This is a genomic window from Francisella sp. Scap27 (assembly GCF_013394105.1).
GTDB classification, from domain to species: Bacteria; Pseudomonadota; Gammaproteobacteria; order Francisellales; family Francisellaceae; genus Francisella; species Francisella adeliensis.
Genome location: NZ_CP041326.1, coordinates 744,423 through 768,462, shown reverse-complemented (window position 1 = coordinate 768,462; position 24,040 = coordinate 744,423). Strand labels below are relative to the sequence as shown.

The window sequence follows — 24,040 nt, the reverse complement described above, 5'->3', positions numbered from 1 at the left end:
AAAATTTAGGTGATTTATTGTTTTTTCAAAACCTTATTCAAGATAAGGGTTTATTTTTTACAAAATGAGTAATTTTTTTAAGACTACTATTTATTTTGAAAAGTACCATAAGCGTTTTATAAAAACTTTAGTAAAAATAGCTATGAAGATTATCTCAATAATATCGTATATGATATTTTTAGAGAATGTTGAGCTAAACCATTTAAACATACGGCGATTAGACTAAGCCAAAAAACAAACACGATAATATTTGTGGTTATAAGATGATTCAAAGTTCTAAATTGCTTAAGAAGCTTCAAAATAATATTTTCTTAATTTGTTGGATTATTCTTTCATAGTTTTATAAAAGCAAGCAATATTAGTGACATAATCAATATAAATAAAGGTAATTGTAATACTAGTTTTGTATTAATCTTCAATCTTGTTGGCAGCATTAGCAGTTTTTTTACAAAAAGCCACATAGCGTTTATCTGTAACTATTAAGTAAAATATAGCTCCAATTAATCCTTCAAAAAGAGTGTGGTCCATAGGAGAAACTATACATACGAAAATTATAAATGGAATTACAAGTACCATGAGGTTCTTTAATCCAATCCTACGAAATTCAAAAGCACCAAATATTGTCATAAGAACTACTAATATGATGCTCAAATGAATATTTGTTTCAACCTCTACAGTATTTAGAAGCATTGTTAATAGAGCAAAAACTATCACACCAAAAATACGCGTTTTAGGAGCTATCGCACCCATACTCACTGGAGCTGCCATATAACCTATTATATTGAAACCTGTAACTATTAGCATCAATGCAGCCCAGCTATCTGAAAATATTAGGAAAACTGCACAAATTAAGAAGTTTGCAATAAGAGCTCTGCGAGAGATATTTACTTTTTGGTTTAATTTAGCAAAGTAGCGAGGCATTTGGCCTTCTGCAGACATAGCATAAAGCATTCTTGAAGATGCTCCTAGGTAACTATATCCCGTAGCAGATGGACTAATGATACTATCAATGATTAGCAATATAGCAATATAGCCAAGGCCAATAAGTGTTGCAACTTGCAATAATGGCGATTCAAAATCTAGTCCAGCCCAACCACCTTTTGAAACTAGGTAATCATGAGGTACAGCCTGCATAAAAGCATATTGAAGTCCAAGGTATAGTACAAGTACCAGTAGTAAAGAAAATATTATTGCAAGAGGAACATTTCTAGAAGGATTTTTAATCTCACTACTATAGGCTACTACAATTTGAAAGCCATTAAATGTGTATACTAACCCACCAGCTACAATCGCTGTTAGAGCATTTGATATTGTGAAATTATTGTTGGGAATTTCTGTGGATATGAGACTGTGATGATTACCTGTGTGAGTGAATGCATATATTAAAAATATAATTACAATAATTGCTGGAACAAACATTTTGAATATTGTAATGCCATTATTCACGCCTGCAAGAAGTTTAACTCCATAGAAATTTATTATAAGATAAATCATAAGTATAGATAATGAAAGCATAACTCCATAGTTTGACATTACACCATTTTGCATAAGCCCGTGAAAGCTCTCCAAACCTGCGAGGTATTGAGTAGTTGCTTGGGCTTCTGTTGAAATCATTACCACTATTCCAAACCAGTTCGCAAAAGCAAAAGGCATAGCAAAAACACTATTGTGTGATAATGCACTTGACCTAGTGGTAGCTCCCCTAACAGGATATACTGAGACAACTTTTGCCAAACATAGTCCGACCATCATTATCATGATCGCAGCTAAACTCCATGATAAAAAAGCCCAATTACCAGCAGCTTTAGCAGTGAGCTGAGCACTAAATAGCCAACCCGAGCCAACCATAGATGTTACGCCAATTAAAACAGCACTGAACAAAGTCATTTTTTTTGCATTTTCGGTATCCATTGAACTATCCTTTGAGAAAATTAATAATCTGCCTAGATTTGAATATACACATAAACTGCTGTTAATAAAATAGATTTAATGGTTAAATAGTATTAAGAATTAAGTTTGTAACTTCAGTTAGAAATTATCAGCTTGGTTATTTTCAATATATTTTGCTTTAGAAATATTAAAACTCTTTTGCTCGGGTTTTGGTATATATTTGATTTTCTTAAATACAATTTTCAAAGCTTGCCAATGTATCAAATACATTACTTTAAAAGTTAAAAGGGGACATCTAAAAAATTGTTTTATCAAGTTTGAGCTGGCTAATTCTTTTGCGTTAGCTGAAATCGATGTGCCAAGCTGTAATTTATCATCATCGTAGTAGTTTATGATAATTTGATTTTTAGCGTTATCTGAAAAATTAAGTTTAAAGTTGAATTTATAGTGACCCTGTCTTGGATAAAAGGGTGATACATGAAAGTCCTTTTGTGCTTTAAACCAGCACTTATCAGATATTTCATCACCATTTTTATGGCAGATATAACTATGAGTTTCTTTAAAAGTATTATTTACTTCTGCGATTACTGAAATGAGCTTCTTTTGATGATAGCAAAGCCAAAAACTTACTGGGTTAAAAAGATAGCCTAAAATTCTTGGCATTGTTATCAGTTTAATCTCATCAAATGTTAGATTGTTTTCATTGAGCAGATTTATTGCCCATTCAACACTTTTAGAACTTTCGTGATTACCATGATCTTTATCATGAAAACTAAATATATTAGATTTGTTGATACTGAAAAGGTTTGCTTTTGCTTTTGAGTTAAGCATATCTAAGACGATATAATAAGACTTATACTTAAAAGAGTTAACTTTTGGATGGTGCCTTTTATGAAACACCTCAGAATTTAAAATAAAGTTTTTTACCACGGAGTATTAGCTCCTAATATTTTCGCTACATTTACTGCACTAAGTATACCATCTTCATGAAAACCATAACGCAAATATGCTCCACAAAAATAAGTATTATTATCGCCTTGGATGCTTGGAATCTTAGCTTGAGCATCTATAGCTTTTTTATCAAACACTGGGTGAGAGAAGTCATGCTCATTAATTATTTTACTTGTATCTGGTTTTTGGTCTGGGTTTACCGTCACAAAATAGTCGATGGTAGTGTTTAAAGGTTGTAAATTATTCATCCAATAGCTTAATGAAACCACTTTGCGAGAGTCATCTAAATCTTTACTCAAATAATTCCAACTTGACCAAGCTTTTTTACGCTTTGGCATGATATTTTTATCGGTATGAAGTATTACTTTGTTTGGTTGATATTTGATAGCACCAATTAGATTGTTTTCATCAGTTGTTGGGTTATCAAGTAGTTTAAGTGCCTCATCTGAGTGACAAGCAAATATTACTTTATCAAAGGATCTCGTGCTATTATCTGAGTTAGTCACTTCGATAGTTTTATCACGCAAAACTTTAGATGCTCCATATTTAAATTTTACGCCACTTTTTTTAAGCTCTTCAACTACTTTAGTGACATAAGTTTTACTACCACCTTGAACTGTATACCATTGCACAGGCATTGTTACAGTCAGTAAACCGTGGTTGTTGAAAAACCTAATAAAACTAAGAGCAGGAAATTCATACATCTTTTTAAGAGGGGTACTCCATATACAAGCTCCCATTGCTAGCAAATAGTAGTCTTTAAACCATTTACCGGCTTTTATTTGTTCAAGATATTCTGCTAATGAAATATTAGCATCAAGAGTGTCGTTCTCAAGGTGTTGTTTGGATATTCTGTTAAATTTAAAAATATCCTTAAGCATTTTATAAAAGCTAGGTTTTAGTAAGTTCGATTTTTGAGCTATTAAACTTGATAGTGCATTTGAACCATATTCTAAAGCACCATTTTTAATTGAAACACCAAAAGACATATTGCTTTTAGCAGTAGGGATATTAAGATGGTTGAAAAATCTTGTAAGATGATAGTAAGTCTCATGGTTGAAAACTATAAACCCTGTATCAACAGGTGTATCACTTACATCTAAAGTACGAGCATGACCACCAAAATAGTTATTTTTTTCATACAGAGTTACTTCAAATTTATCTTTTAAGAGGTAAGCAGAAGCTAGACCTGATATTCCACTACCTATAATTGCAATTTTTTTCATGATATTTGAGTTCTATATCTATTATGCTAGAAATAATATATGTTAGAGGGTTAAGAGGCGAGTTAAAGTTTGTTAATGTAAGGGAAGTTTGATAGTCATAGTTAAACCTTGAGGGATATTTGCTTTAGCTTCAATGCTACCACCATGTAGCTCAATAATATTTTTAACAAGAGCTAATCCTAAGCCGTTACCGACCTGAGTTCTGCTAGTATCTTCACGAAAAAACCTTTCAAAAATTTTATCACTATTGTCAGAATTAACTCCATTTCCAGAATCCGAGATTTTTAGGTTATAACTAGAACCTTTTATAAAACCTTTAATCGAAACGCAAGTATTTTCTCCAGAATATTTATAACAATTATCTAAGATGTTTACAATACTCTGAAATATTAGGTTTTTATCAATGTTTAAGGTTTTTTGAGCCAGTTGGGATTTTATTGTAATATTTTTTTCCTCTAAAATTGGTGTATAAAGTTCAGTCGCATCATTTATAAGATAAGATATTTCTATACGCTTTTTTTGAAGTTTTTCACGACCATGTTCAAGTCTGTTTAATTTAAGTAGGCTATTGAAAACTTCCAGTAATTTATCACACTCATCCATAGCATCTAGTATTTCTTTGTTTGGGTTAGTTTCATGGATATTTTCAAGTTTGTTTTTTAGACGTGTAAGAGGGGTTTTTAAGTCATGAGCTATATTATCTGTTACACTTTTTATATCTTTTAGAAGTGTATCAATACTTCCAAAAAGGATATTAAGCACACTTGAAAGGTTACTCAAATCATCCCAATTAGAAATAGATTTAATTCGGCGACTAAAATCTTCAGTATTTACAATAGATGCTGCTGAGCTTGATATATGGTTAATAGTTCTTACCACAAATATACTTATAGCAAAACTTATAATAACTACACTTAAAGTTGAGAATATCCCGATACTTAATGGAACGATATGCTCAAGTATTTTGCCACCAACTGAAGAGTATATTACATAACCCCAAGACATTATACTCATGGCAAGTAATATGGTGAAAAGTATTGCCATTTTAAAGCTAGAGCTGATTATATATTGTCGTTGAATTGGTTGGTTATGATTGGTCCTGTATGACATAGCCAAAGCCTCGTACAGTTTTTATTGGGTCAAAACCACCATTCTCTGTGAGTTTGTTACGAAGTCTTGAGATGTGTACTTCAACAACATTTGTTTGTGGATCAAAATCATAGTCCCACACTTCTTTAAGTATCATATTTTTACTTATGACTTCATTCTGATGCTTTAGAAGTAAGTGTAGTACTTTGTATTCTCTTTGTTGAAGAGGAATTAATATTCCATTACGGTGAACCTCATGAGCTAACTCATCAAGAACTATATCATTACAGGTTATCTTGTGTGTAGTAGGCTGTGATAATTGTTTGGTTCTATTATGTAAAATATTCACTCTAATCATTAGCTCATCTATAGAAAAAGGTTTAGTTAGATAATCATCACTACCTGCTGTAAGACCTGCGATTTTATTTTCGGTACTGTCAAGAGCGCTAAGTACTATGACTGGTGTGGTTACTTGTTGTTTGCGTAATATTTTAAGTAGAGAAATACCATCAAGATAAGGCATCATCCAATCAATAACAATTACATCGTATTCATTAGTGTTTATCAGAAATAGAGCCTCTTTACCATCATGAGCTACAGTTACATTGATGTTATTTCTTACAAATCTAGTTTTTATGAAGTTAGCAGTTTCTTTATCATCGTCAGCTACTAGCACATTTATCTTATCGGACATAAAAAAGTATTGTTTATGGATATCAAGATAATTATATCAGTCGCAATGAAAAATCTTGAAAAAAATAATAATAGAAATTACTTTATATGTTGTAATTGAATTCCTTAAATAAGATAGTGGAGATTAGACTATGAAAAAGGCACTTATGATAATTCTAGGTTTAGGCTTAGTAACAAGTGGTTTTGCAGAAACATATACCGTATATGAAAAACCTGATACCTCATCAAAAAAAGTGGCTAGGGTTGATAATAATAGTCCTAAATATGAGGCTATTTTTGTAAAAAATAGCTGGGTTGAAATAGTAGACAAAACTACGGGCCAAGTTGGTTGGATTGAACAAGGTACAGCAGCTGAAAAAGCTAGTAAGCAAGGAATGGTAGATAAAGTCTTTGCAAGGTTTCAAGAAAGACAGCAAAAGATGCAACAGCATTTTCAAAAAATGATGGATAGCATAGATGCTGATGCAGATATTTCTACGAATATTCCTAGTAGTGGTTCGACAGCTAAGACCCAAGTTAGTGAGAAGTCTAGTTCTATAACTATAAACTCAAATGGTAAAACGGCTAAGGTTATTAAAACAACCAATAATAATGGTAGTGTAAAAACTGTCGAGAAAGAAGTTCCAGCTGATAAGCTTGATGATTTGAAGTTATAACGATTAAAGTTCTATCCAGAATATAGTCTATATGCTAGTATATGAGATTAAAGAAATCATTCTATAAGAGGTTTATATGTCTAATAAAAGCTCTGATGCAGGACAAAAGATTTATTCTAAAACAGTATTAAAAATCTATAATTTTTGGGTTTTATTTTTTAATAATAGGTTTCTCTGGAAATGCAAAACCTCTAACTTAGTTGATCTTTATAGTAAGAATGTTAGCCGTAATCATTTGGATGTTGGTGTTGGCTCTGGTTATTTACTTAATAAAGTTAGAAATAAATTAGATAAAGTTACTTTAATGGATTTAAACCCGACATGCCTTGATTATGTTGAAAATGTGTTAAAAGATAAAGAAGTTAGCAAAGTTCAGACGGACATACTTGTGAATGTGCCAGAATCATTTCATAATCAGTTTGATTCAATTGGTGCAAATTACCTTATACATTGTTTGCCAGATAATAATACTAAAGATATGGTCTTTAAAAATCTTGCTAAGATGCTGAAGTCTACAGGCGTGGCTTTTGGTTCTACTATTATTAATGGGTATGATTCAAAAATGGCTATAAATGTTGCAGATAAGTTTAATAAAAAGGGTATTTTTGATAACGAAAATGATTCTTACGAAAAAATTGAGCAATACATAAAAAAAAATTTTGAAAATCATGAAATAAGCCAAGTAGGATCAGTTTGTATTTTTTCTATGTCGAACCCTATAAAATAACCACTCTAGTTTACATCACTTCCATTTATCAGTATTTTTTTGGTTAAATATGGCTTTATAGCTAATAATTAAGGATTAATAACCTTAGAGTAAATTTTTCAATACCTCGATATAAATTCCACATTTTGATTTGCATTATGTATAATCGAAGTTATAAGGAATTTAGATTTATTAAATAAATGAAAAATAAAATGCTTACAACTGCATTTGCAGCAGGACTGGTTATATCTTTAGCTTCATGCGGTAAAACAACAGTCGCTTATGAGGATGCTAATGGAATAGATACTACATCGATAGACTTTAGTTCTACAGATTTACAAGCTATGACGAAAGATATGTCCGAAGATATGTTGAATTCAAGATCAGTTAAGAAAATCACAGCGATGGATACGCCAACGTTATTCTTTAGTAATATTAGAAATGAAACTCGTGAGCATATAAATACAACCATGCTTTCAAACACTGTGCAAACACAAATTATTAAGTCTGGGCTTTTTCAAGTTACAGATATGACACAAATTAAAAATGTGAAAGAGCAGCTTGGGTATCAGGCAAATAGTGGTATGGTTGATCAAAGTACGGCTACGAAGATAGGTCAGCATATAGGTGCTAGATATATGGTTTATGGTAGTATTCAAGATATAGATAATACGAGTGTTGATAAAGATAAAAGATCTAAGTTTTTCTTGGCGACATTGAAAATGATGGATTTAAAAACTGGTCTTGTTATTTGGCAGGATGATAAGCAAATTCGTAAATCACAAACTAAATCAACATTTGGTTGGTAGGCGATTGTTTTAGGTAATTGCTCTTTTATGAGTAGCTGTTGAACTATTAGGAGATATGATATGAAAAAGAATATTTTAAGTACTATAATTTTGTCGTCAATTATGGCGACCAGCGTTTTCGCATATGAGGTCAAAGGAACTTCTGTAGCAAAAAATCAGGCAGAACAGCAAGGTGAAGCAACGACATCTAAAGTAGATATGGGTGCAGATGTAGCAAATTTAAATTCAGCCATTTCAGCTGAGTCAAAGCCAGTTGCTCAAGCATCTGAAGATAAAAGATCAGCAGAAGAAATTCTAAATGATGTGATGGAAGGCTATATTGATGAAAATAATTTGCGTGATAGGTATGATTATGTTGGCTCAGCTATTGGAGTATCATCACAAAATCAGACTAACTCAAATTATGTTGATAGTGCTCAATTAGCGTTTGAGAAAGCTTTAATTAAAGCTCAAGCAGAATATATATCATTTATATCAGCAGATACTCAAGTTGATAAGAGTATGAGCATTGATAGTAATCAAGGTACTAAGGCAAATACTATAGAAGATAGTAACAACAAGCCAAAAGAAGGTACGCAAGAAGCTGTTGATGCTAAGAAAACTGCACTTGAAGAAGCTAAGCTTAATGAACAGTTAAAAGAGCAAGGTTTAGATCCTGATAGCTTTACTTCTGTTGATGAAAAGAAGAAAGCACTTCTAAGTCAGCAAATGACAGTTAAGAGTTTAACAACTGGTTTTGGTAATTTATCTGGCTTATTACCAATTAAAACTTTTGTCGTTGAGAAAAATGGTAATGCAGCTATTGGTGTTGTGGTTATTTATTCGGATAAAATAAAAGGCATGTTTGAAGACATTAAGCATGGAAATGAGCCTGTTATAGTTGGTAATGGTGGTAAAGCTCCATCTGATCTCTATAAAGATAAATCAGGTGAAGATATGATGGGTGACTATGGTATTCGTGTAGGTTTTGGTGAAGATAGTAAGCCGTATATATTATCTTATGGGCAAGGCTCGTATACTGGACCATCAATTCAAGGAGTTTCAGCAGGAGATTATGGTTATAAGCAAGCAGCTATACAAGCTAGAGCAAATATTGTGACTTTAATAGCTGGACAAATGTCAACTAAAGAGGCGCTAACTTTATCTGAAGACATCTCTAGCACACTAGCTAAAAATACAAAAACAAACCAGACTCGTCGTATAGATAGCTCTAACATTGAGAAGAGTTTATCTACTTACTATCAAACAAAAGCTAAGCTTGATATTATCGGTTTGAAAACAGTTAAAAGATGGAGATACAAACTTCCAAGTACTGAAAATACAGTTTACGGAGTGGTTTTGAAATGGGATCCAAAACAAGTTGCAACTGCTAATAAAATCAAGAATTTCAACTATGATGAATATCGTAGTAAACATACTAAAAAAGAACAACAAGGCGAAAGTTCTTTAGATGGCAAGGTTATTATTAGACAAAGTGATGATAATCAGTATTTAAATCAGTTTTAAGTAGTTGATATGAAAAAGATAATAACCTCAAGTATTGCAGCTTTATTGAGTCTGACAGGCGGTTTTGCTGATACAACTAATAAAGCGCAATTAAACTCAGGAAGTACTTATAAGAGTGTCGATGAGCGTGATAAATTGGAAATGTTTAGTATTGCTATTCAACCATTTGAGGTTGATGAATCTAAATTGCCTAAAGACACAAATGCTAAAGTTTTTCAAAGAGGCCTGAACCAAGCTATTGTTGCTGAATTTACGCAGTCACGTAAATTTAGAGTGGCAAGCAGGGATGATACTGACGATAAGGCTTATCAAAAAGAGATAGAAAAGATTATAAATAGTGATTCTAAGGATGATAGAACTAAGTTAAATAAGAAAATAGGTGCAGATTTTATTTTGACTGGAAATGTATTGTCAGTTAATTCACATCAAAAGAAAACATCGTACTATGGTGAGCATTTTACTACATGGAGTGTCTCTGCAACAGTTGCTTATAGAGTGTTAGAGCTTGCGACTATGGAAGTTAAATGGTCTAACGTTGTGAAAATTAATGTGCCAACTAATGTTGCAAATGAAACAATGCAATCAAATGATGGACAGTTTTCTGCGATAGCTACTTATCTTGATGAACAGATTGGTTCAAGAATTGCTGATGAAGCTATTGGAGCAATATACCCTCTTCAAGTACTAAAAGTTATTGATGGAGAAATTTATTTTAACCAAGGTGGTAATAGAGTTAAAGAAGGTAGTATCTATGAGGTACGCCAGAGTGGGGGTACTACGGTTGATGAGGCTACTGGACAACATATTGTGCTAGATGCGAAAGTCTTAGCTAAGGTAAGAATTACTGATGTTATGCCTAAGTACTCCATAGGTATAGTTGTTGACGGCAGTCTTAGCAAGATTCAAAAGGGCGCGAGATCTTATTTAGTCAAATAACAGAGTTCTTAAACAAATGAAAACTAAGATCATTAGTGTAGCTATTATACTTTCAAGTCTTTCAGGGTGTGCAACTTTTAGTGGTAGCCACCCTAGTAAGGTTGATAATGCAAAGCAAGCTCTTCAAAACAACTCTGCAAGTATTATCGAGAATAAGTTTTTGCATTCTTTTGCAGAGGATGGTGTCAATGCATCTCTTGGTTTCTTAGAAACAGGTAGGTTTGAACAGCTTGTTGGTAATGTTGATACTTCTTTAAATAAATATTCTAAAGCCACAGCTTATGTTACTAAATCAGAAGCTGAAGCTAAAATTCGAGTTAGAAATGTTATAAAAAATGTACAGGCTACGCTATTAAGTGATAAAGAGAGATATTATTATCTTTCTGATTATGAGGTCACATTTTTATATGCATATCAGTCATTGAATTATTTAAAAATGAATGATCTAGAGAATGCAGCCGTAAGTATAAGAAATCTTTCGTATGCACAATATGCAACATATCAGACTAAGCAGTTATCTAATACTGTATCTAGAGCTAACTATAGTCAGATGCGACACGTTAATACTACGAAAATATCTTCAGAAATAAATACTTCTAATCAGTATCGCCAGTTATCAAGTATCGCCAGTAAAATAAACAACTCGTATGAGAATGCTTTTGGATACTATTTAGCTGCAATGATATACCAAGCTTATGATACCGATCTTAATAATACTAATCTTTCTATGCAGAATGCATTAAGTGTGGTTCCTAATAACTCTTATGTGAAGCATGATGCTGAGAGAGTTAAGCAGGCATTTGATGGAGCGGGTAAGCTCTATGATAACAATCAAGGAAGATTAGTAATCCTCTACGAGAATGACTGGGTTGAATCTCTTCAAAAGTTTGATTTACCAATTATATTGTTTTTCCAGGTAGCTGGAATGCAGAAAATTTCTCTGCCTTACTATAAAACTTATACACTTGGAAGCCCTGCAAGTATAGATGTGATGAAGTCAGGTAGGTCAGTTAAAAAAGGTGAAACTGAAATTTTAGTTGATACTACTGCAATGGCAGCTAAATCATTATCTGATAGGTATCCAGCTATAGTTACAAGAGAGGTTTTGAGACTTATTACAAAAACAGCTATATCAGCAGCAGCAATTCAGAGCTCGGGTGATTACACAGCGCTTGCCGCAATAGGGACATCAATTTACAATATGGCAACGACTCAAGCGGATCAAAGAAGTTGGAATTTATTGCCGCAGGCAGTATCAGTCTTTTCAGCTGATTTAGATAAAGGTGTATATACTGTAAGAGTTAATGATAAGCTTGAAACCATATCTATCAAGCCATATAAAACAATGCTGTTATGGGTTGTGAAAGAAGGTGGCTCAGAAAATATTTTACTTGAACAGAATTTATAAAAAAGCTATTAAACCTATTAATAATTTTTGTTGAAAGCCCTAGAAAAGCCAATACCTCTAATATGTGTTTATAAAATGGGTGCATAGCTAAATCAAGGTTTTTAAATGAGTAGTTATTAAACATATGTTTAATATATAGCAAAATATACGGTTAATCCGCATATGTAGATATTGTTTTATTTGTAAGAATTTTATAACTGAAATGTTATGTTTAAGAATGGTTTTTAGAGATAGATAGATTGAAAAAAGTTATTAAGACGCAAAAGCTCTACGAGTAGCAATTCTTGCTCTTTTAACAGCTAAACGCTTAGCTATTTTTCTTTTTTCAGTAGGCTTAGTATAGTGTTGTCTATCTCTTAGCTCTTGCTTAATGCCTGCTTTTTCACAAGCACGCTTAAAGTTTCTTAGGCTTATATCAAAAGGCTTACGCTCGTCAACTCTAATACTTGGCATTATAGTACCTCTATATTTATAGCTTCAGGACCTTTTCTGCCTTCTTGAGTTTCAAATGCAACTGTTTGACCTTCTGAAAGACTTCCGCCATTTAGGTTTGTGATATGAACAAAGATATCTTTGCTACCAGATTCTGGAGTTATGAAACCAAAACCTTTTTGTTCATTGAAAAATTTTACTGTACCTTTTTCTTGATTACTCATTATTTTATTCTCTTATTTTGTTTATTTAAATTTAGTAGTAAACGAAGTTGTTTACACCATTTGTAATTGAATATCTGGAAAATATATTTATAGTCACAAGTTATCCTTACCCAGACAATAATAGTATAAAAAAAACCTAAAAGATAGTGTAAAGATAATGATAGGTGATAATTTTCTATAAATTCTTTATTTTAAGGGTTTATTTTCGTTAAGAGTTAGTGTCTCATTGAATTAATAATATTAATTCACTTAGTGTGTTATTTGTTGATGTTGATAAGCTATTAACTTATAATCTCACTTATATGTAATTTCATTTAACAATGTTCGATAAATTCGGAGGATATACGATGTCGGATTTCACTAAAGATATAGATGTTTTAGAAACCCAAGAGTGGCTTGAGGCTTTTGAAGATGTTGTCAGTAGAGAAGGTGCAGATCGCGCTAAGTTTTTGTTTGAGCAGTTACTTACTAAAAGTAGTGAGCTTGGTATAGAAAATTCTTATGCTGGCGCTAAAGTAAAAAGCTATATAAACTCAATTGATGTGAGTAATCAACCAGCATATCCAGGTGATATAGAACTTGAGAAACGCATTGAAGCAATAAATAGATGGAACTCTACAGTTATTGTTGCAGCTGCAAATAAAAAGGATGGCTCTATTGGTGGGCATATCGGTACTGGTGCCGGTGCTATGACTCTGTATGAAATTGGTTTTAACCATTTCTGGAAGGCTCCAAATGAAAACCATGCAGGTGATTTGATATTCTATCAAGGACATTTATCTCCAATTGTATATGCTCGTTCATTCCTTGAAGGTCGTATATCATCGAAGCAATTAGATAATTTCCGTAAGCAAGCATTTGATGGTGATAATGCTGTTTCATCTTACCCGCACCCTTATTTACAGCCAACTTACTGGCAATTCCCAACAGTTTCTATGGGTCTTGGTCCGTTACAGGCTATTTATCAAGCTAGATTCATGAAGTATTTAGAGGCAAGAGGTTTAGCTAAAACTTCTGATCGTAGAGTGTGGGCTTTCTGTGGTGATGGTGAAATGGATGAGCCAGAGTCAATTGGTTCTATCACAAGAGCTGGTCGAGAAGGTTTAGATAACCTTATATTTGTAGTGAACTGTAATTTACAAAGACTAGATGGTCTTGTAAATGGTAATGGTAATATTGTTGAAGAATTAGCAGGTGTGTTTGAAGGTGCTGGTTGGAATGTTATCAAGGTGTTATGGAGTAGTGATTGGGATAAGCTTCTTGCTGACCAAAAAGCTGGTAAAAAATTAGCAGATAGATTGAGCTCACTAAATGATGGACAGTTCCATACTATTAAAGCTCATGGTGCCGAAGAGTGCCGTAAAGTTGTATTTAGTGGTGATGAAGATTTGGAAGCTTTAGCTAAAGATATGTCTGATGCTGATATCGCAGCACTTCGCCGTGGTGGACATGATCCTCTTAAAGTATTTGCAGCATACAAAAAAGCTACTGAAGAAGCTAACGGTAAGCCTACACTCATTTTACCAATGACTGTAAAAGGTTATGGTTTAGGTGAATACGGTGAGTCTAAAAACATTGCTCATAATGTTAAAAAATTAGACACAGATGCTCTTGAGTATATTAAAGAAAGGTTTGATGTGCCTGCTACAAAAGAGGATATTGATAATTATAGGCTTATTAAGCTAGATGAAAACTCTGAAGAAATGAAATATCTTCATTCTAAGAGAAAAACTCTTGGTGGTTATATCCCAGCAAGAAGAGAAAATAACCAAGCTTTAGAAATTCCAAATTATCAGGATTTTGCAGGTAAGCTCTTAGAAGATAGTGGTGAAAGAGAGTTCTCAACTACTACAGCTTTTGTAAGAATGTTAACTCATTTAGCAAAAGATAAGAAGCTTGGTAAGCATTTAGTGCCAATTACAGTTGATGAGTCGCGTACTTTTGGTATGGAAGGTTTATTTAGGCAATTAGGTATTTATAATCCTAAAGGTCAACAGTATGTTCCAGAAGACAAAAAACAAGTAATGTTTTATAAAGAAGCCGTTGATGGTCAAATTTTACAAGAAGGTATTAACGAACAAGGCGGTTTCTGTTCATGGATAGCAGCAGCGACTTCTTATAGTGTGCATAATGTGCCAATGATTCCATTTATGATTTACTACTCAATGTTTGGTTTCCAAAGATTTGGTGACTTGGCTTGGGCAGCCGGTGACTCTATGGCAAAAGGTTTTGTGATAGGAGGTACTGCTGGTCGTACAACTCTAAATGGTGAAGGTCTACAGCATGAAGATGGTCATAGTTTAGTTCAAGCATCTTTGATTCCAAACTGTGTATCTTATGATCCTACCTATGCTTACGAGCTAGCTGTGATCTTAGATTCAGGTATGAAGAGAATGTATGTTGATGGTGATAAAGTTTATTATTACATTACAGTTATGAATGAAAACTATACTCATAGAGCTATGCCGGAAGGTAGCGAAGAAGGTATTATTAAAGGTTTATATAAGCTTGAAGATAATAAACCTGCTGAGAAGCATGTACAGCTTATGGGCTCTGGTACTATTCTGAAAGAAGTTGAAGCTGCTGCTGTAATGCTTAAAGATGAGTACGGTGTTACTTCAAACATCTGGAGCATGACTAGTTCAAATGAACTTTATAGAGAAGCAAAAGATGTTGCTAGAGAAAATATGTTACATCCTACAGCTAAGCCTAAAGAAAGCTATGTAACTAAGTGCTTTAAGGGTGAGCAAGGTCCTGTAATTGCATCTACTGACTATATCAAGCTTTATACAGATCAGTTAAGAGAATTTATCCCAAATACGCTTGTAAACTTAGGTACAGATGGTTTTGGTCGATCAGATACTCGTGCAGCATTAAGAAGCTTCTTTGAGGTTGATAGATACCATGTGGTAGTAGCTGCTCTTTATGGTCTTGCTAAAGAAGGCAAGGTGAAAGACGCTGAAGTTGAGAAAGCTATCAAAAAGTACAATATAGACCCAGAGCGTTTAGCGCCATTATATAGCTAATTAAAGGAGATAATGATGTCTATAGAAATAGTTAAAGTACCAGATATTGGTGATTATGATGCAGCAGAGATTATTGAAATAAATGTTGCTGTCGGTGATAGTATTGCTGAAGAAGATGCTCTAATTACATTAGAGACTGACAAAGCTAGTATGGAAGTTCCATCACCTGTTGCAGGTAAAGTAACTAAAATTACAGTAAATACTGGCGATAAAGTTGGTGAAGGTGATGTGATATTAGAAGTTGAGCTTGAAGGAGCGAGTACTATTGAAGAAGCTAAACCTGCAGAAACTCAAACAACTACGTCTTCTTCTACAGAAGTCGTTGATGTGGCTGTGCCAGATATTGGTGATTATGATGCAGCAGAAATTATTGAAATGGCTGTAAAAGTTGGTGATGAAATTTCAGAAGAAGATCCTTTAATTACATTAGAAACTGATAAAGCTAGTATGGATGTGCCATCTCCTGTTAATGGTAAGGTAGTAGAAATTTTAGTTAATATCGGTGATAAAGTTGGTGAAGGTAATTTAATTCTTAAAGTAGAAACTGGTAGCGCTACTGTTGAAGGTTCTAGCGATACTAGTTCTAATGATGCTCCAGCGACACAATCATTAGCTAGTGAAGTAATTGATGTTGAAGTTCCAGATATTGGTGACTATGATGCAGCAGAAATTATTGAAATAGCTGTTAAAGCTGGTGATAAAATTGCAGAAGAAGACGCTCTTATTACACTTGAAACTGACAAAGCTAGTATGGATGTGCCATCACCTGTAGCAGGAGAAGTAGTTGAGGTTCTAGTAAATATTGGTGATAAAGTTGGTGAAGGTAAGCTTATATTAAAGGTTAAAACAGAGGGATCTGCTTCTGTAGCTCCAGCGTCTAGTCAACCAGCCAAGCAGGAAACACCTAAGAAGCAAGAGTCTAAACCTGTAACATCAACTCAAAATACTGTAAACCAGTATGAAGTTGATAATTCAAATGCCCATGCATCACCTGCAGTTAGAAAGCTTGCAAGAATCTTGAATGTAGACCTAAGCAAAGTAAAAGCTACTGGTCGCAAAGGTAGAGTTTCAAAAGAAGATTGTTATAACTATATTAAAAATGCTGTAACACAAGTTCAAACAGGTAAAATTGCTGCAAGTGGGTCAGGTCTTGATTTGTTAGCTGATCCTGTGGTTGATTTCTCTAAGTTTGGTGAAATTGAGACACAACCATTAACTCGTATAAATAAAATCTCTGCTAAAAACTTGCATAGAAACTGGGTGAAAATACCTCATGTAACTTTCTATGATGATGCAGATATTTCTGATCTTGAAGAGTTTAGGAAATCTAAAAAAGCATTTGCTGAAAAGATGGGTGTAAAAATTACTCCATTATCATTCTTAGTGAAAGCAGCTGCAGTAGCGTTGCAAGAATTCCCTAGAATGAATAGTTCTCTTTCAAATGATGGTGAAGATCTAATCTTGAAGAAATATTATAATATTGGTTTTGCTGCAGATACACCAGCGGGCCTTATGGTCCCAGTCATCAAAGATGCCGATAAAAAAGGTATTATTGAGATTTCTAAAGATATTATGGAACTAGCAGGTAAGGCTAGAGATGGTAAGCTTGGTAGTAAAGACATGTCTGGTGCTACATTTACAATCTCAAGTATTGGTGTACTAGGTACCACAGCATTTACGCCTATTATCAATATGCCAGAAGTGGCTATTATGGGTGTATCTAAAGCTGCTGTTAAACCAGTTTGGAATGGTAAAGAGTTTGAGCCAAGAACTATGCTTCCACTTTCTATGTCAGCAGATCATAGAGTAATTGATGGAGCGTTAGCTGCTAAGTTCTTGACTAGATATAATCAGATTCTTTCTGATTTACGCGAAATTATAATGTAAATTCAATATTAGCGGAGTTTAAAAAAATGAGTGATATTAAAACACAATTAGTAGTATTGGGTAGTGGCCCTGGTGGATATAGTGCAGCTTTTAGAGCAGCAGATTTAGGTTTAAAAGTAACTTTAGTTGAAAAATATAGTGAAATTGGTGGCGTATGTTTAAATGTGGGCTGTATCCCATCTAAAGCTATGTTACATATTGCAAAAGTTATCAACGAGGCTCGTCACCTTGAGTCTTTAGGTATCGTGAAAGTTGGCGATATGGATATCAATAAAGACAAGATCGTTGATTATAAGAATGGTGTGATCAGTAAGTTAACTACTGGTCTAAAAGGCATGGCAAAAGCTCGTAAAGTTGATATCGTACAGGGTTATGGTAAGTTTACTTCTGATAAAGAGATTGCTGTAGAAACTGCTGAAGGCACAAAAACTATATCATTTGATAACTGTATTATTGCAGTTGGCTCAAGTGTGATAAATCTGCCATTTGTACCCGAAGATGACAGAATTATTGACTCTACTGGCGCTTTGCAGATGAAAGAAATTCCTGAAACTATGCTTGTAGTGGGCGGTGGTATTATAGGTCTTGAGATGGCTCAAGTTTACTCTGAGCTTGGTACTAAAATCACAGTTGTAGAGTTTGCTGATCAGTTAATGAGCGGTGTTGACAAGGATATTGTTAAAGCATACCAAAAAATGAATGCTCGCTATGAAGTTCGCCTGAAGACGGGTGTAACGGCTATGGAAGCTAAAAAAGATGGTATCTATGTAACTATGGAAGGCGACCATGCTGCTAAGAATGAGCGTTACGATCGTGTGCTTATGGCTATTGGCCGTAAGCCAAATGGTAAGCTTATAGATGCTGAGAAAGCTGGTGTTAAAGTTGATGAGAGAGGATTTATTCCTGCAGATAAACAGCTTCGTACGAATGTACCGCATATATTTGCAATCGGCGATGTGATTGGTCAACCTATGCTTGCTCATAAAGCTGTGCCGGAAGGTAGAACTGCTGCTGAGGTTATCTCTGGTCTTAATCATAGTTTTGATCCGCTAGTAATCCCATCAGTTGCTTATACTGATCCTGAAGTTGCTTGGGTTGGTGAAACTGAAACTTCTGCTAAAGCAAAAGGCATCAAGTATGAAAAAGGTGTATTTCCATGGGCAGCTAGTGGTAGATCACTAAGTATTGATCGTACTGAAGGTATGACTAAAGTACTTTATGATGAGAATCATAAAATTATCGGTACTTCAATTGTCGGTACAAATGCCGGTGAGCTTATTGCTGAATCTGCATTAGCTATAGAAATGGGTTGTGATGCTGAAGATATAGCTCTTACAGTACATCCGCATCCTACACTTTCTGAAAGCTTAATGATGGCGACAGAAGTATTTGAAGGAACTGCAACAGATCTTCCTCCTCAAAGAAAGAAGAAGTAATTCTCTAAATTTTTCTGATAAATCTCTCAAAAAAAATTTAATTCTTATAAAACTTCAAAAGAACTCTAAAGTAGGTTTTTTTGTGGTTATTTCTGTGACATTTTATTAAAATTAATTTATCTCTATTTTTCAAATATTTTTGCTATGAAAAGTAACGCGCTATCAAGAGTTGATGCCTCATATAAAAAAATGCGAATGGAAGTAATTAGTATTACTTTTTTTAGTTACATAGTATTTTATATTGCGAGGAAAAATTTTGCAGCTGCAGCACCTGCTCTTATGAGTAGTATAGGTATGACTGATACTCAGTTTGGGCTTATGTCTTCAGGATTTTATATTGTTTATGGATTTTCTAAGTTTGGTAGTGGTTTTGTTGCCGATAATGTAAATGTACGCTTTATGTTGGGCCCTGTGCTTATTTTAATCGGTATAGTGAATATTCTGTTAGGCAGCTCGTCTAGTATTATTATACTGACTGGTTTATATTGGCTTACTGCAATACTTCAAGGCTCAGGTTTTCCACCAATAGCTAAATCTTTAAATTTTTGGTTTTCTAAGAAGGAAAGGGGGATGTGGTATAGTATTTGGAACTCATCTCACAATATTGGTGGAGCACTTGCACCGTTGATTGCTAGTCAAGCTATTGTGATGACTGGTAATTGGAGAATGGCATTTTATGTTCCTGCAGTTATTGCAATTGCTATGGGTATTACGGCCTTGATTTTTATGAAAGATAGGCCTGAAAAGTATGGGTTACCTTCGATTGGGCAGTGGAAGCAGGATAAGGCTGAAATTCAAGTGGAAGCAAAAAGCTCAGTCATTATGTCTACTTGGCAGATGTTTATAAAATATGTTTTATTAAACCCTGTAGTTTTATTTGCCATTTTTGGTGACCTTTGTATATATGTCGTTAGAACTTCTGTAAATGACTGGTCTGCTATTTATTTTACTCAAGTTGCCCATTGGGGGTTAGATAAATCAAATTCTCTTAATTTCTGGTTTGAGGTTGGTGGTATTGTCGGTGGTTTATTAGGTGGTTTTATATCTGATATTTTCTTTAAATCAAATAGGTGGACTAGCTGTACTGTATATGTGTTAATTCTTTTTATCAGTTTTATTTTATTACCGTTTGCTATAGCTACATCATACCTATTAACATCTCTTATTTTTATGGCTATTGGTGCAGGTATATATGGCCCACAATTATTGTTTGCTTTAGGTATTATAGAGTCAGTTCATAAAAATGCTGCAGGGGCTGCAACAGGGCTTAAGGGGTTTATTACATATTTAGGTGCGGCAATGGCAGGTTTACCAATTGCATTAGTTAAGGTTAGTTATTCTTGGACAGGCGTATTTACTGTAATTATATTTATGAATATATTGCTGATATTTGTTTTGACGTTGCTTATTTATACAGAGAGAAAACAAAATAAGATTGTCAGTATATAGGTGGATTTATCGAATATGTTTTGCTTACAAAAATAATGTTTATAATTCTAGTTTAGATGTGTATCCTTTATAAATATCAAATTAGTAAATAGTAGATAATTTCTAAAAATGAAAAAATCATTATCACTAATATATGTTATTTTCTTTGGTATTTTTTTGGTTTTATTTAGTGGTATCAAAACTGGTTATTCTACAGTCACTTCTAAAGATATCGTGATTTTTGGAGATAGTTTAAGTGATGTCGGTTATGCAAATAATTTCCATAAAATAAAAAAGAATTGGCCAGATATACCAGAAACCCCTACTATTATTAAGCAGGCTACATACACAAGCCCGAAGGTTGGAGAAACTGTATGGCCTCAGTTTTTAGCCCTAAAGTACAGAAATGGGAACATCGGTATCTCAAACAATATTAATACGCCTGAGCTAAATATAAATCAATCTGTAATACCAAAACTTATAGGGAATAATTATGCGGCTGGAGGTTCAGCTACAGTTTGTAAGGGGATTGGCGAAGATGGTGATTATGCTCCTCCTCCAATAGGACCATTGCGAAAAGGAGAGTACTGTGATGAAAGTGAAGTTAGTATTCAAGAACATAATCAAATAGATAGTTACTTAAATCAAAATAATAATCAGGCTAACTCAAAGACTATATACATAATATGGGGTGGAGCTAATAATGCATTTCTAGCTCTTGGAGATTTCTCTAATAATACTTCCACATTAAGCAAACTATATCTGTTTGCCAAATACTTGATAGTTAATAAAGTATCTCCAGTGCAAGAAATTTCTAAAATGCAGAGTGCAGCAGACGATATAGCTTATGATGTTGAGTATCTAGTGAAGCATGGTGCAAACGCTAATAATATCTATATCATTAATTTACCCAATTTAGGTGTAACTCCAGAAGCTACAGATAATGGGCAAAATATGAATAGTTTTAAAGTTAAGCTTTTTGAATCGCTATCAAAAGCGTTTAACCAACAGTTACAAAATGATATTTCTAAAACTAATGCACATATTATTGATGCTGAAAAGTTTTTTGATCGAATTGTAAAAAACAAGGCTATAAAAATAAATAGCACTAAGTATTCATTTTTAAATGTAACTCAATCAGCATGTGATTTTTATGGCGATAATTCTTTAATGTGTATTCCTAAAAATTATATTTCAGGAATATATGATAAATACCTTTTTGAAGGTCAAGTACACCCAACCTCATATTCGCATCGAGTTTTTTCTATCTATATTGATGATATTATAAATAAGTGATCTAGTAAGAAGGTACTGAGATAATAATAGGAAGGTTTTACTTATTAAAATATTTTTTAAATAAATCTTTATATTGAACTAGCTCATTATAAGTTAGTAAAAATACGCCATCACCACCTTCAGCAAAGCTTAACCATGTAAATGGAATATCTGGACACATTTCCATTAGTGCATATTGACTATTGCCAACCTCAACAATTAATACACCATTTTCTGTAAGGTGCTTATCAGCTTCTAAGATTATTCTTTTTGCTAAATCTAACCCATCTTTGCCAGCTTCAAGAGCTAGTTTTGGCTCAAAATGGTATTCAGTAGGCATGCTTGCTAAATCTTGGCTATCGACATAGGGAGGATTTGAAATTATTACATCAAATTTTTTACCTTCAAGACTGTTAAACAAGTCAGATTTAATTGCTGTTACTCTATCACTAAGTTGGTGTTTTTTAATATTATGATTGGCTATTTCTAAAGCATCATCAGAAATATCCACCAGTGTAATATCAGCATTCTCAAATACAAAAGAAGAAGCTATACCAATACAGCCACTACCAGTGCAAAGATCAAGCACATTTCTGACACTATCAATATCACTAACCCAAGGAGAGTAATCATTGCGAATAAGTTCAGCAATAGGAGAACGAGGTATAATTACTCTTTCATCTATGTCAAACTCCATATCTACAAACCAAGCCTTTTTTAGGATATATGAAAGTGGCTTGCGCTCATGAGCTCGTTGATATACATAGCTAACTATGGCTTTCTTTTCTTCTAAAAGAAGATTTGCACTTACCATGCTTGTATCTATATCATGAGACATATGTATTGCTGAAAGCACTAAATGTACAGCCTCATCCCACATACTGTCAGAACCATGTCCAAAATAAACTTTTTCAGCAGTCATTTCTGTCATTGTCCAACGAATGAAATCTCTAATTGTGTGTAGATTTTCTAAAATATCTTGTTGTTTTTCTATACTATACATTTACTAACCTTTTTTCCAAATTGTACCTGTTGCACTATCTTCTAAGATGATACCTTGCTCAGTTAATTCATCTCTAATTTCATCAGCTCGAGCATAGTTTTTATCTTTTTTTGCTTGTGCTCGTTCAGTGATAAGTTTTTCGATTTCAGTAGCATCAATGCTATTATCTTGAGTGAAATATTCTTCTACATCCGTAAACAATATGCCTAAAACATCACACAATTTACGCAATAAAAAGGCATAACCACTAGCTTTGAATTTGTTTGTGGTTTTTAGGGTATTAATCTCTTTTGCTAAGCTAAATAACACGGCTAATGCTTCAGGAGTGTTGAAATCATTGTCCATTGCTTTGATGAATTTATCTTCATACTCACTCGCATCTTCAGGTAAGTTTACTTCTACTGGTTCAACACCACGCATAGCAGTAAATAGTCTTTCAATCGATGCTTTAGCATTATCAAGATTTTCTTGAGAGTAGTTAATCTCACTTCTATATACATTTGATGCTAAAAAGTATCTCACAACTTCTGGATGATACTCTTTTAAAACCTCAATAATAGTGAAGAAGTTGTTTAGTGATTTAGACATTTTTTCAGCATTCACTTTCACCATACCAGAATGTAGCCAATAATTAGCGAATGTGCATTCATTACAAGCTTCTGATTGAGCTATTTCATTTTCATGGTGTGGGAATCTAAGATCAGAACCACCTGCATGAATATCAAAAGTTTCGCCAAGTAGTTTTTTAGACATTGCAGAGCACTCTATATGCCAACCTGGGCGGCCAGCTCCCCATGGAGAGTCCCAAGCAGGCTCACCTTCTTTAGCCATTTTCCAAAGAACAAAGTCCATAGGATTTTCTTTGATATCAGATACTTCGACTCTAGCACCTTGTTGAAGTGCTTCGATATTTTGCTTGCTAAGCTTACCATAGCCATCAAACTTATCTACACGATAAAAAACATCACCATTAGCTCCTTGATATGCAAAACCTTTATTTATTAGGGTTTCAATCATCTCAACCATTTCAGAAATTGTTTCGGTAGCTTTAGGCTCATGATCTGGAGCTAGAATATTTAAACTAGCAAATACATCATGCATAGCTTTGATATTTCTAGTAACTAGTGCTTCTGTAGACTCGCCATTTTCGTTAGCTCTTTTGATGATTTTGTCATCAATATCTGTGATATTTCGTACTAAAGTTACATCATAACCACGGTATTTGAAGTATCTGTTAATTACATCAAAAGCGATGTAAGTACGGGCATGACCAATATGGCAATCATCATAAACAGTTACACCACAAGCATACATGCTGATTTTGTTAGGTTTTATGGGTTTAAATTCTTCTTTTTTACCAGAAAGAGAGTTATAAAAAATCATAAACTATAAGTCTTATATTTTAATTGCTATATTATAACGAAATTTTGTGTTTTTTGTGGGAAAAAAGTTGCTGTGA

Annotated in this window: 20 protein-coding genes; 11 read left to right on the top strand and 9 right to left on the bottom strand. The window is 33.6% G+C overall.

Annotated elements, in window-relative coordinates:
• Nucleotides 1-408: 408 nt before the first annotated feature.
• From FLM55_RS03640 to FLM55_RS03620, 5 genes are all read right to left on the bottom strand, one after another.
• Entirely contained in the window at nt 409-1,911 is a 1,503-nt protein-coding gene (locus FLM55_RS03640; protein WP_178948093.1) for an APC family permease, read from the bottom strand.
• A 117-nt stretch (nt 1,912-2,028) separates the two neighbouring features.
• The gene (locus FLM55_RS03635; RefSeq protein ID WP_256868930.1) at nt 2,029-2,790 is read right to left on the bottom strand and encodes a DUF1365 domain-containing protein; all 762 of its coding nucleotides are present in this window, start codon (nt 2,788-2,790) and stop codon (nt 2,029-2,031) included.
• A 23-nt stretch (nt 2,791-2,813) separates the two neighbouring features.
• Nucleotides 2,814-4,067, bottom strand: coding sequence for an NAD(P)/FAD-dependent oxidoreductase (locus tag FLM55_RS03630; RefSeq protein ID WP_178948089.1), 1,254 nt, complete (start codon nt 4,065-4,067; stop codon nt 2,814-2,816).
• Nucleotides 4,068-4,139: 72 nt separating this feature from the next.
• Nucleotides 4,140-5,177: a HAMP domain-containing sensor histidine kinase gene (locus FLM55_RS03625; protein WP_256868916.1), complete on the bottom strand. Its 1,038-nt coding sequence runs from the start codon at nt 5,175-5,177 to the stop codon at nt 4,140-4,142.
• Nucleotides 5,155-5,850 (bottom strand): response regulator transcription factor, encoded by a 696-nt coding sequence (locus FLM55_RS03620; protein ID WP_178948087.1) that lies wholly within the window; start codon nt 5,848-5,850, stop codon nt 5,155-5,157. Before FLM55_RS03620 ends, FLM55_RS03625 begins: the two co-directional genes overlap by 23 nt.
• A gap of 130 nt (nt 5,851-5,980) precedes the next feature.
• On the opposite strand from FLM55_RS03620, the gene FLM55_RS03615 reads away from it, so the two are divergent.
• From FLM55_RS03615 to FLM55_RS03590, 6 genes are all read left to right on the top strand, one after another.
• Nucleotides 5,981-6,505 (top strand): hypothetical protein, encoded by a 525-nt coding sequence (locus FLM55_RS03615; RefSeq protein WP_178948085.1) that lies wholly within the window; start codon nt 5,981-5,983, stop codon nt 6,503-6,505.
• Nucleotides 6,506-6,581: 76 nt separating this feature from the next.
• Nucleotides 6,582-7,232, top strand: a complete 651-nt coding sequence (locus FLM55_RS03610) for a bifunctional 2-polyprenyl-6-hydroxyphenol methylase/3-demethylubiquinol 3-O-methyltransferase UbiG (protein ID WP_178948083.1) — start codon at nt 6,582-6,584, stop codon at nt 7,230-7,232.
• Between the two features lie 179 nt (nt 7,233-7,411).
• Nucleotides 7,412-8,020, top strand: a complete 609-nt coding sequence (gene lpoB / locus FLM55_RS03605) for a penicillin-binding protein activator LpoB (RefSeq protein ID WP_178948081.1) — start codon at nt 7,412-7,414, stop codon at nt 8,018-8,020.
• A gap of 60 nt (nt 8,021-8,080) precedes the next feature.
• On the top strand, nt 8,081-9,526 hold the full coding sequence (locus FLM55_RS03600) for a DUF6844 domain-containing protein (protein ID WP_178948079.1): 1,446 nt from the start codon (nt 8,081-8,083) through the stop codon (nt 9,524-9,526).
• Between the two features lie 9 nt (nt 9,527-9,535).
• Complete coding sequence (locus FLM55_RS03595) at nt 9,536-10,462, top strand: CsgG/HfaB family protein (RefSeq protein ID WP_178948077.1); 927 nt, start codon at nt 9,536-9,538, stop codon at nt 10,460-10,462.
• 16 nt (nt 10,463-10,478) lie between these two features.
• A complete protein-coding gene (locus FLM55_RS03590) occupies nt 10,479-11,870 on the top strand; it encodes a COG3014 family protein (RefSeq protein WP_178948075.1) in 1,392 nt (463 codons plus the stop codon).
• A 252-nt stretch (nt 11,871-12,122) separates the two neighbouring features.
• Here FLM55_RS03590 and rpsU read toward each other — a convergent pair whose 3' ends face one another.
• Together rpsU and FLM55_RS03580 are read right to left on the bottom strand one after the other, a co-directional pair.
• Nucleotides 12,123-12,323, bottom strand: a complete 201-nt coding sequence (gene rpsU / locus FLM55_RS03585) for a 30S ribosomal protein S21 (protein ID WP_112869524.1) — start codon at nt 12,321-12,323, stop codon at nt 12,123-12,125.
• Nucleotides 12,323-12,526, bottom strand: coding sequence for a cold-shock protein (locus FLM55_RS03580; protein WP_112869525.1), 204 nt, complete (start codon nt 12,524-12,526; stop codon nt 12,323-12,325). The genes rpsU and FLM55_RS03580 overlap by 1 nt, the downstream gene beginning before the upstream one ends.
• Before the next feature lie 347 nt (nt 12,527-12,873).
• Between FLM55_RS03580 and aceE the strand changes: the two genes are divergently transcribed.
• From aceE to FLM55_RS03555, 5 genes are all read left to right on the top strand, one after another.
• The gene (aceE, locus tag FLM55_RS03575; protein ID WP_178948073.1) at nt 12,874-15,552 is read left to right on the top strand and encodes a pyruvate dehydrogenase (acetyl-transferring), homodimeric type; all 2,679 of its coding nucleotides are present in this window, start codon (nt 12,874-12,876) and stop codon (nt 15,550-15,552) included.
• 15 nt (nt 15,553-15,567) lie between these two features.
• Entirely contained in the window at nt 15,568-17,439 is a 1,872-nt protein-coding gene (aceF, locus tag FLM55_RS03570; protein ID WP_178948071.1) for a pyruvate dehydrogenase complex dihydrolipoyllysine-residue acetyltransferase, read from the top strand.
• 26 nt (nt 17,440-17,465) lie between these two features.
• Nucleotides 17,466-18,875 carry a dihydrolipoyl dehydrogenase gene (lpdA, locus tag FLM55_RS03565; protein ID WP_178948069.1) on the top strand — a complete coding sequence of 470 codons (1,410 nt, stop codon included), beginning with the start codon at nt 17,466-17,468 and terminating at the stop codon, nt 18,873-18,875.
• Between the two features lie 144 nt (nt 18,876-19,019).
• Nucleotides 19,020-20,324 carry an MFS transporter gene (locus FLM55_RS03560; protein ID WP_178948067.1) on the top strand — a complete coding sequence of 435 codons (1,305 nt, stop codon included), beginning with the start codon at nt 19,020-19,022 and terminating at the stop codon, nt 20,322-20,324.
• A gap of 108 nt (nt 20,325-20,432) precedes the next feature.
• On the top strand, nt 20,433-21,599 hold the full coding sequence (locus FLM55_RS03555; protein WP_178948066.1) for an SGNH/GDSL hydrolase family protein: 1,167 nt from the start codon (nt 20,433-20,435) through the stop codon (nt 21,597-21,599).
• 37 nt (nt 21,600-21,636) lie between these two features.
• On the opposite strand, the gene prmB is transcribed toward FLM55_RS03555, so the two are convergent.
• Together prmB and cysS are read right to left on the bottom strand one after the other, a co-directional pair.
• A complete protein-coding gene (gene prmB, locus FLM55_RS03550; RefSeq protein WP_178948064.1) occupies nt 21,637-22,581 on the bottom strand; it encodes a 50S ribosomal protein L3 N(5)-glutamine methyltransferase in 945 nt (314 codons plus the stop codon).
• A gap of 3 nt (nt 22,582-22,584) precedes the next feature.
• A complete protein-coding gene (gene cysS, locus FLM55_RS03545) occupies nt 22,585-23,964 on the bottom strand; it encodes a cysteine--tRNA ligase (RefSeq protein ID WP_178948062.1) in 1,380 nt (459 codons plus the stop codon).
• Nucleotides 23,965-24,040 lie beyond the last annotated feature (76 nt).

Bases quoted from the DNA above. Each gene is read 5' to 3' on its own strand.
- FLM55_RS03620 (WP_178948087.1), bottom strand. From the start codon at position 5,850: ATGTCCGATAAGATAAATGTGCTAGTAGCTGACGATGATAAAGAAACT.
- aceF (WP_178948071.1), top strand. From the start codon at position 15,568: ATGTCTATAGAAATAGTTAAAGTACCAGATATTGGTGATTATGATGCA.
- FLM55_RS03610 (WP_178948083.1), top strand. From the start codon at position 6,582: ATGTCTAATAAAAGCTCTGATGCAGGACAAAAGATTTATTCTAAAACA.
- FLM55_RS03595 (WP_178948077.1), top strand. From the start codon at position 9,536: ATGAAAAAGATAATAACCTCAAGTATTGCAGCTTTATTGAGTCTGACA.
- prmB (WP_178948064.1), bottom strand. From the start codon at position 22,581: ATGTATAGTATAGAAAAACAACAAGATATTTTAGAAAATCTACACACA.
- FLM55_RS03640 (WP_178948093.1), bottom strand. From the start codon at position 1,911: ATGGATACCGAAAATGCAAAAAAAATGACTTTGTTCAGTGCTGTTTTA.
- lpdA (WP_178948069.1), top strand. From the start codon at position 17,466: ATGAGTGATATTAAAACACAATTAGTAGTATTGGGTAGTGGCCCTGGT.
- lpoB (WP_178948081.1), top strand. From the start codon at position 7,412: ATGAAAAATAAAATGCTTACAACTGCATTTGCAGCAGGACTGGTTATA.
- rpsU (WP_112869524.1), bottom strand. From the start codon at position 12,323: ATGCCAAGTATTAGAGTTGACGAGCGTAAGCCTTTTGATATAAGCCTA.
- cysS (WP_178948062.1), bottom strand. From the start codon at position 23,964: ATGATTTTTTATAACTCTCTTTCTGGTAAAAAAGAAGAATTTAAACCC.
- FLM55_RS03555 (WP_178948066.1), top strand. From the start codon at position 20,433: ATGAAAAAATCATTATCACTAATATATGTTATTTTCTTTGGTATTTTT.
- FLM55_RS03630 (WP_178948089.1), bottom strand. From the start codon at position 4,067: ATGAAAAAAATTGCAATTATAGGTAGTGGAATATCAGGTCTAGCTTCT.
- FLM55_RS03615 (WP_178948085.1), top strand. From the start codon at position 5,981: ATGAAAAAGGCACTTATGATAATTCTAGGTTTAGGCTTAGTAACAAGT.
- FLM55_RS03590 (WP_178948075.1), top strand. From the start codon at position 10,479: ATGAAAACTAAGATCATTAGTGTAGCTATTATACTTTCAAGTCTTTCA.
- aceE (WP_178948073.1), top strand. From the start codon at position 12,874: ATGTCGGATTTCACTAAAGATATAGATGTTTTAGAAACCCAAGAGTGG.
- FLM55_RS03580 (WP_112869525.1), bottom strand. From the start codon at position 12,526: ATGAGTAATCAAGAAAAAGGTACAGTAAAATTTTTCAATGAACAAAAA.
- FLM55_RS03625 (WP_256868916.1), bottom strand. From the start codon at position 5,177: ATGTCATACAGGACCAATCATAACCAACCAATTCAACGACAATATATA.
- FLM55_RS03600 (WP_178948079.1), top strand. From the start codon at position 8,081: ATGAAAAAGAATATTTTAAGTACTATAATTTTGTCGTCAATTATGGCG.
- FLM55_RS03560 (WP_178948067.1), top strand. From the start codon at position 19,020: ATGAAAAGTAACGCGCTATCAAGAGTTGATGCCTCATATAAAAAAATG.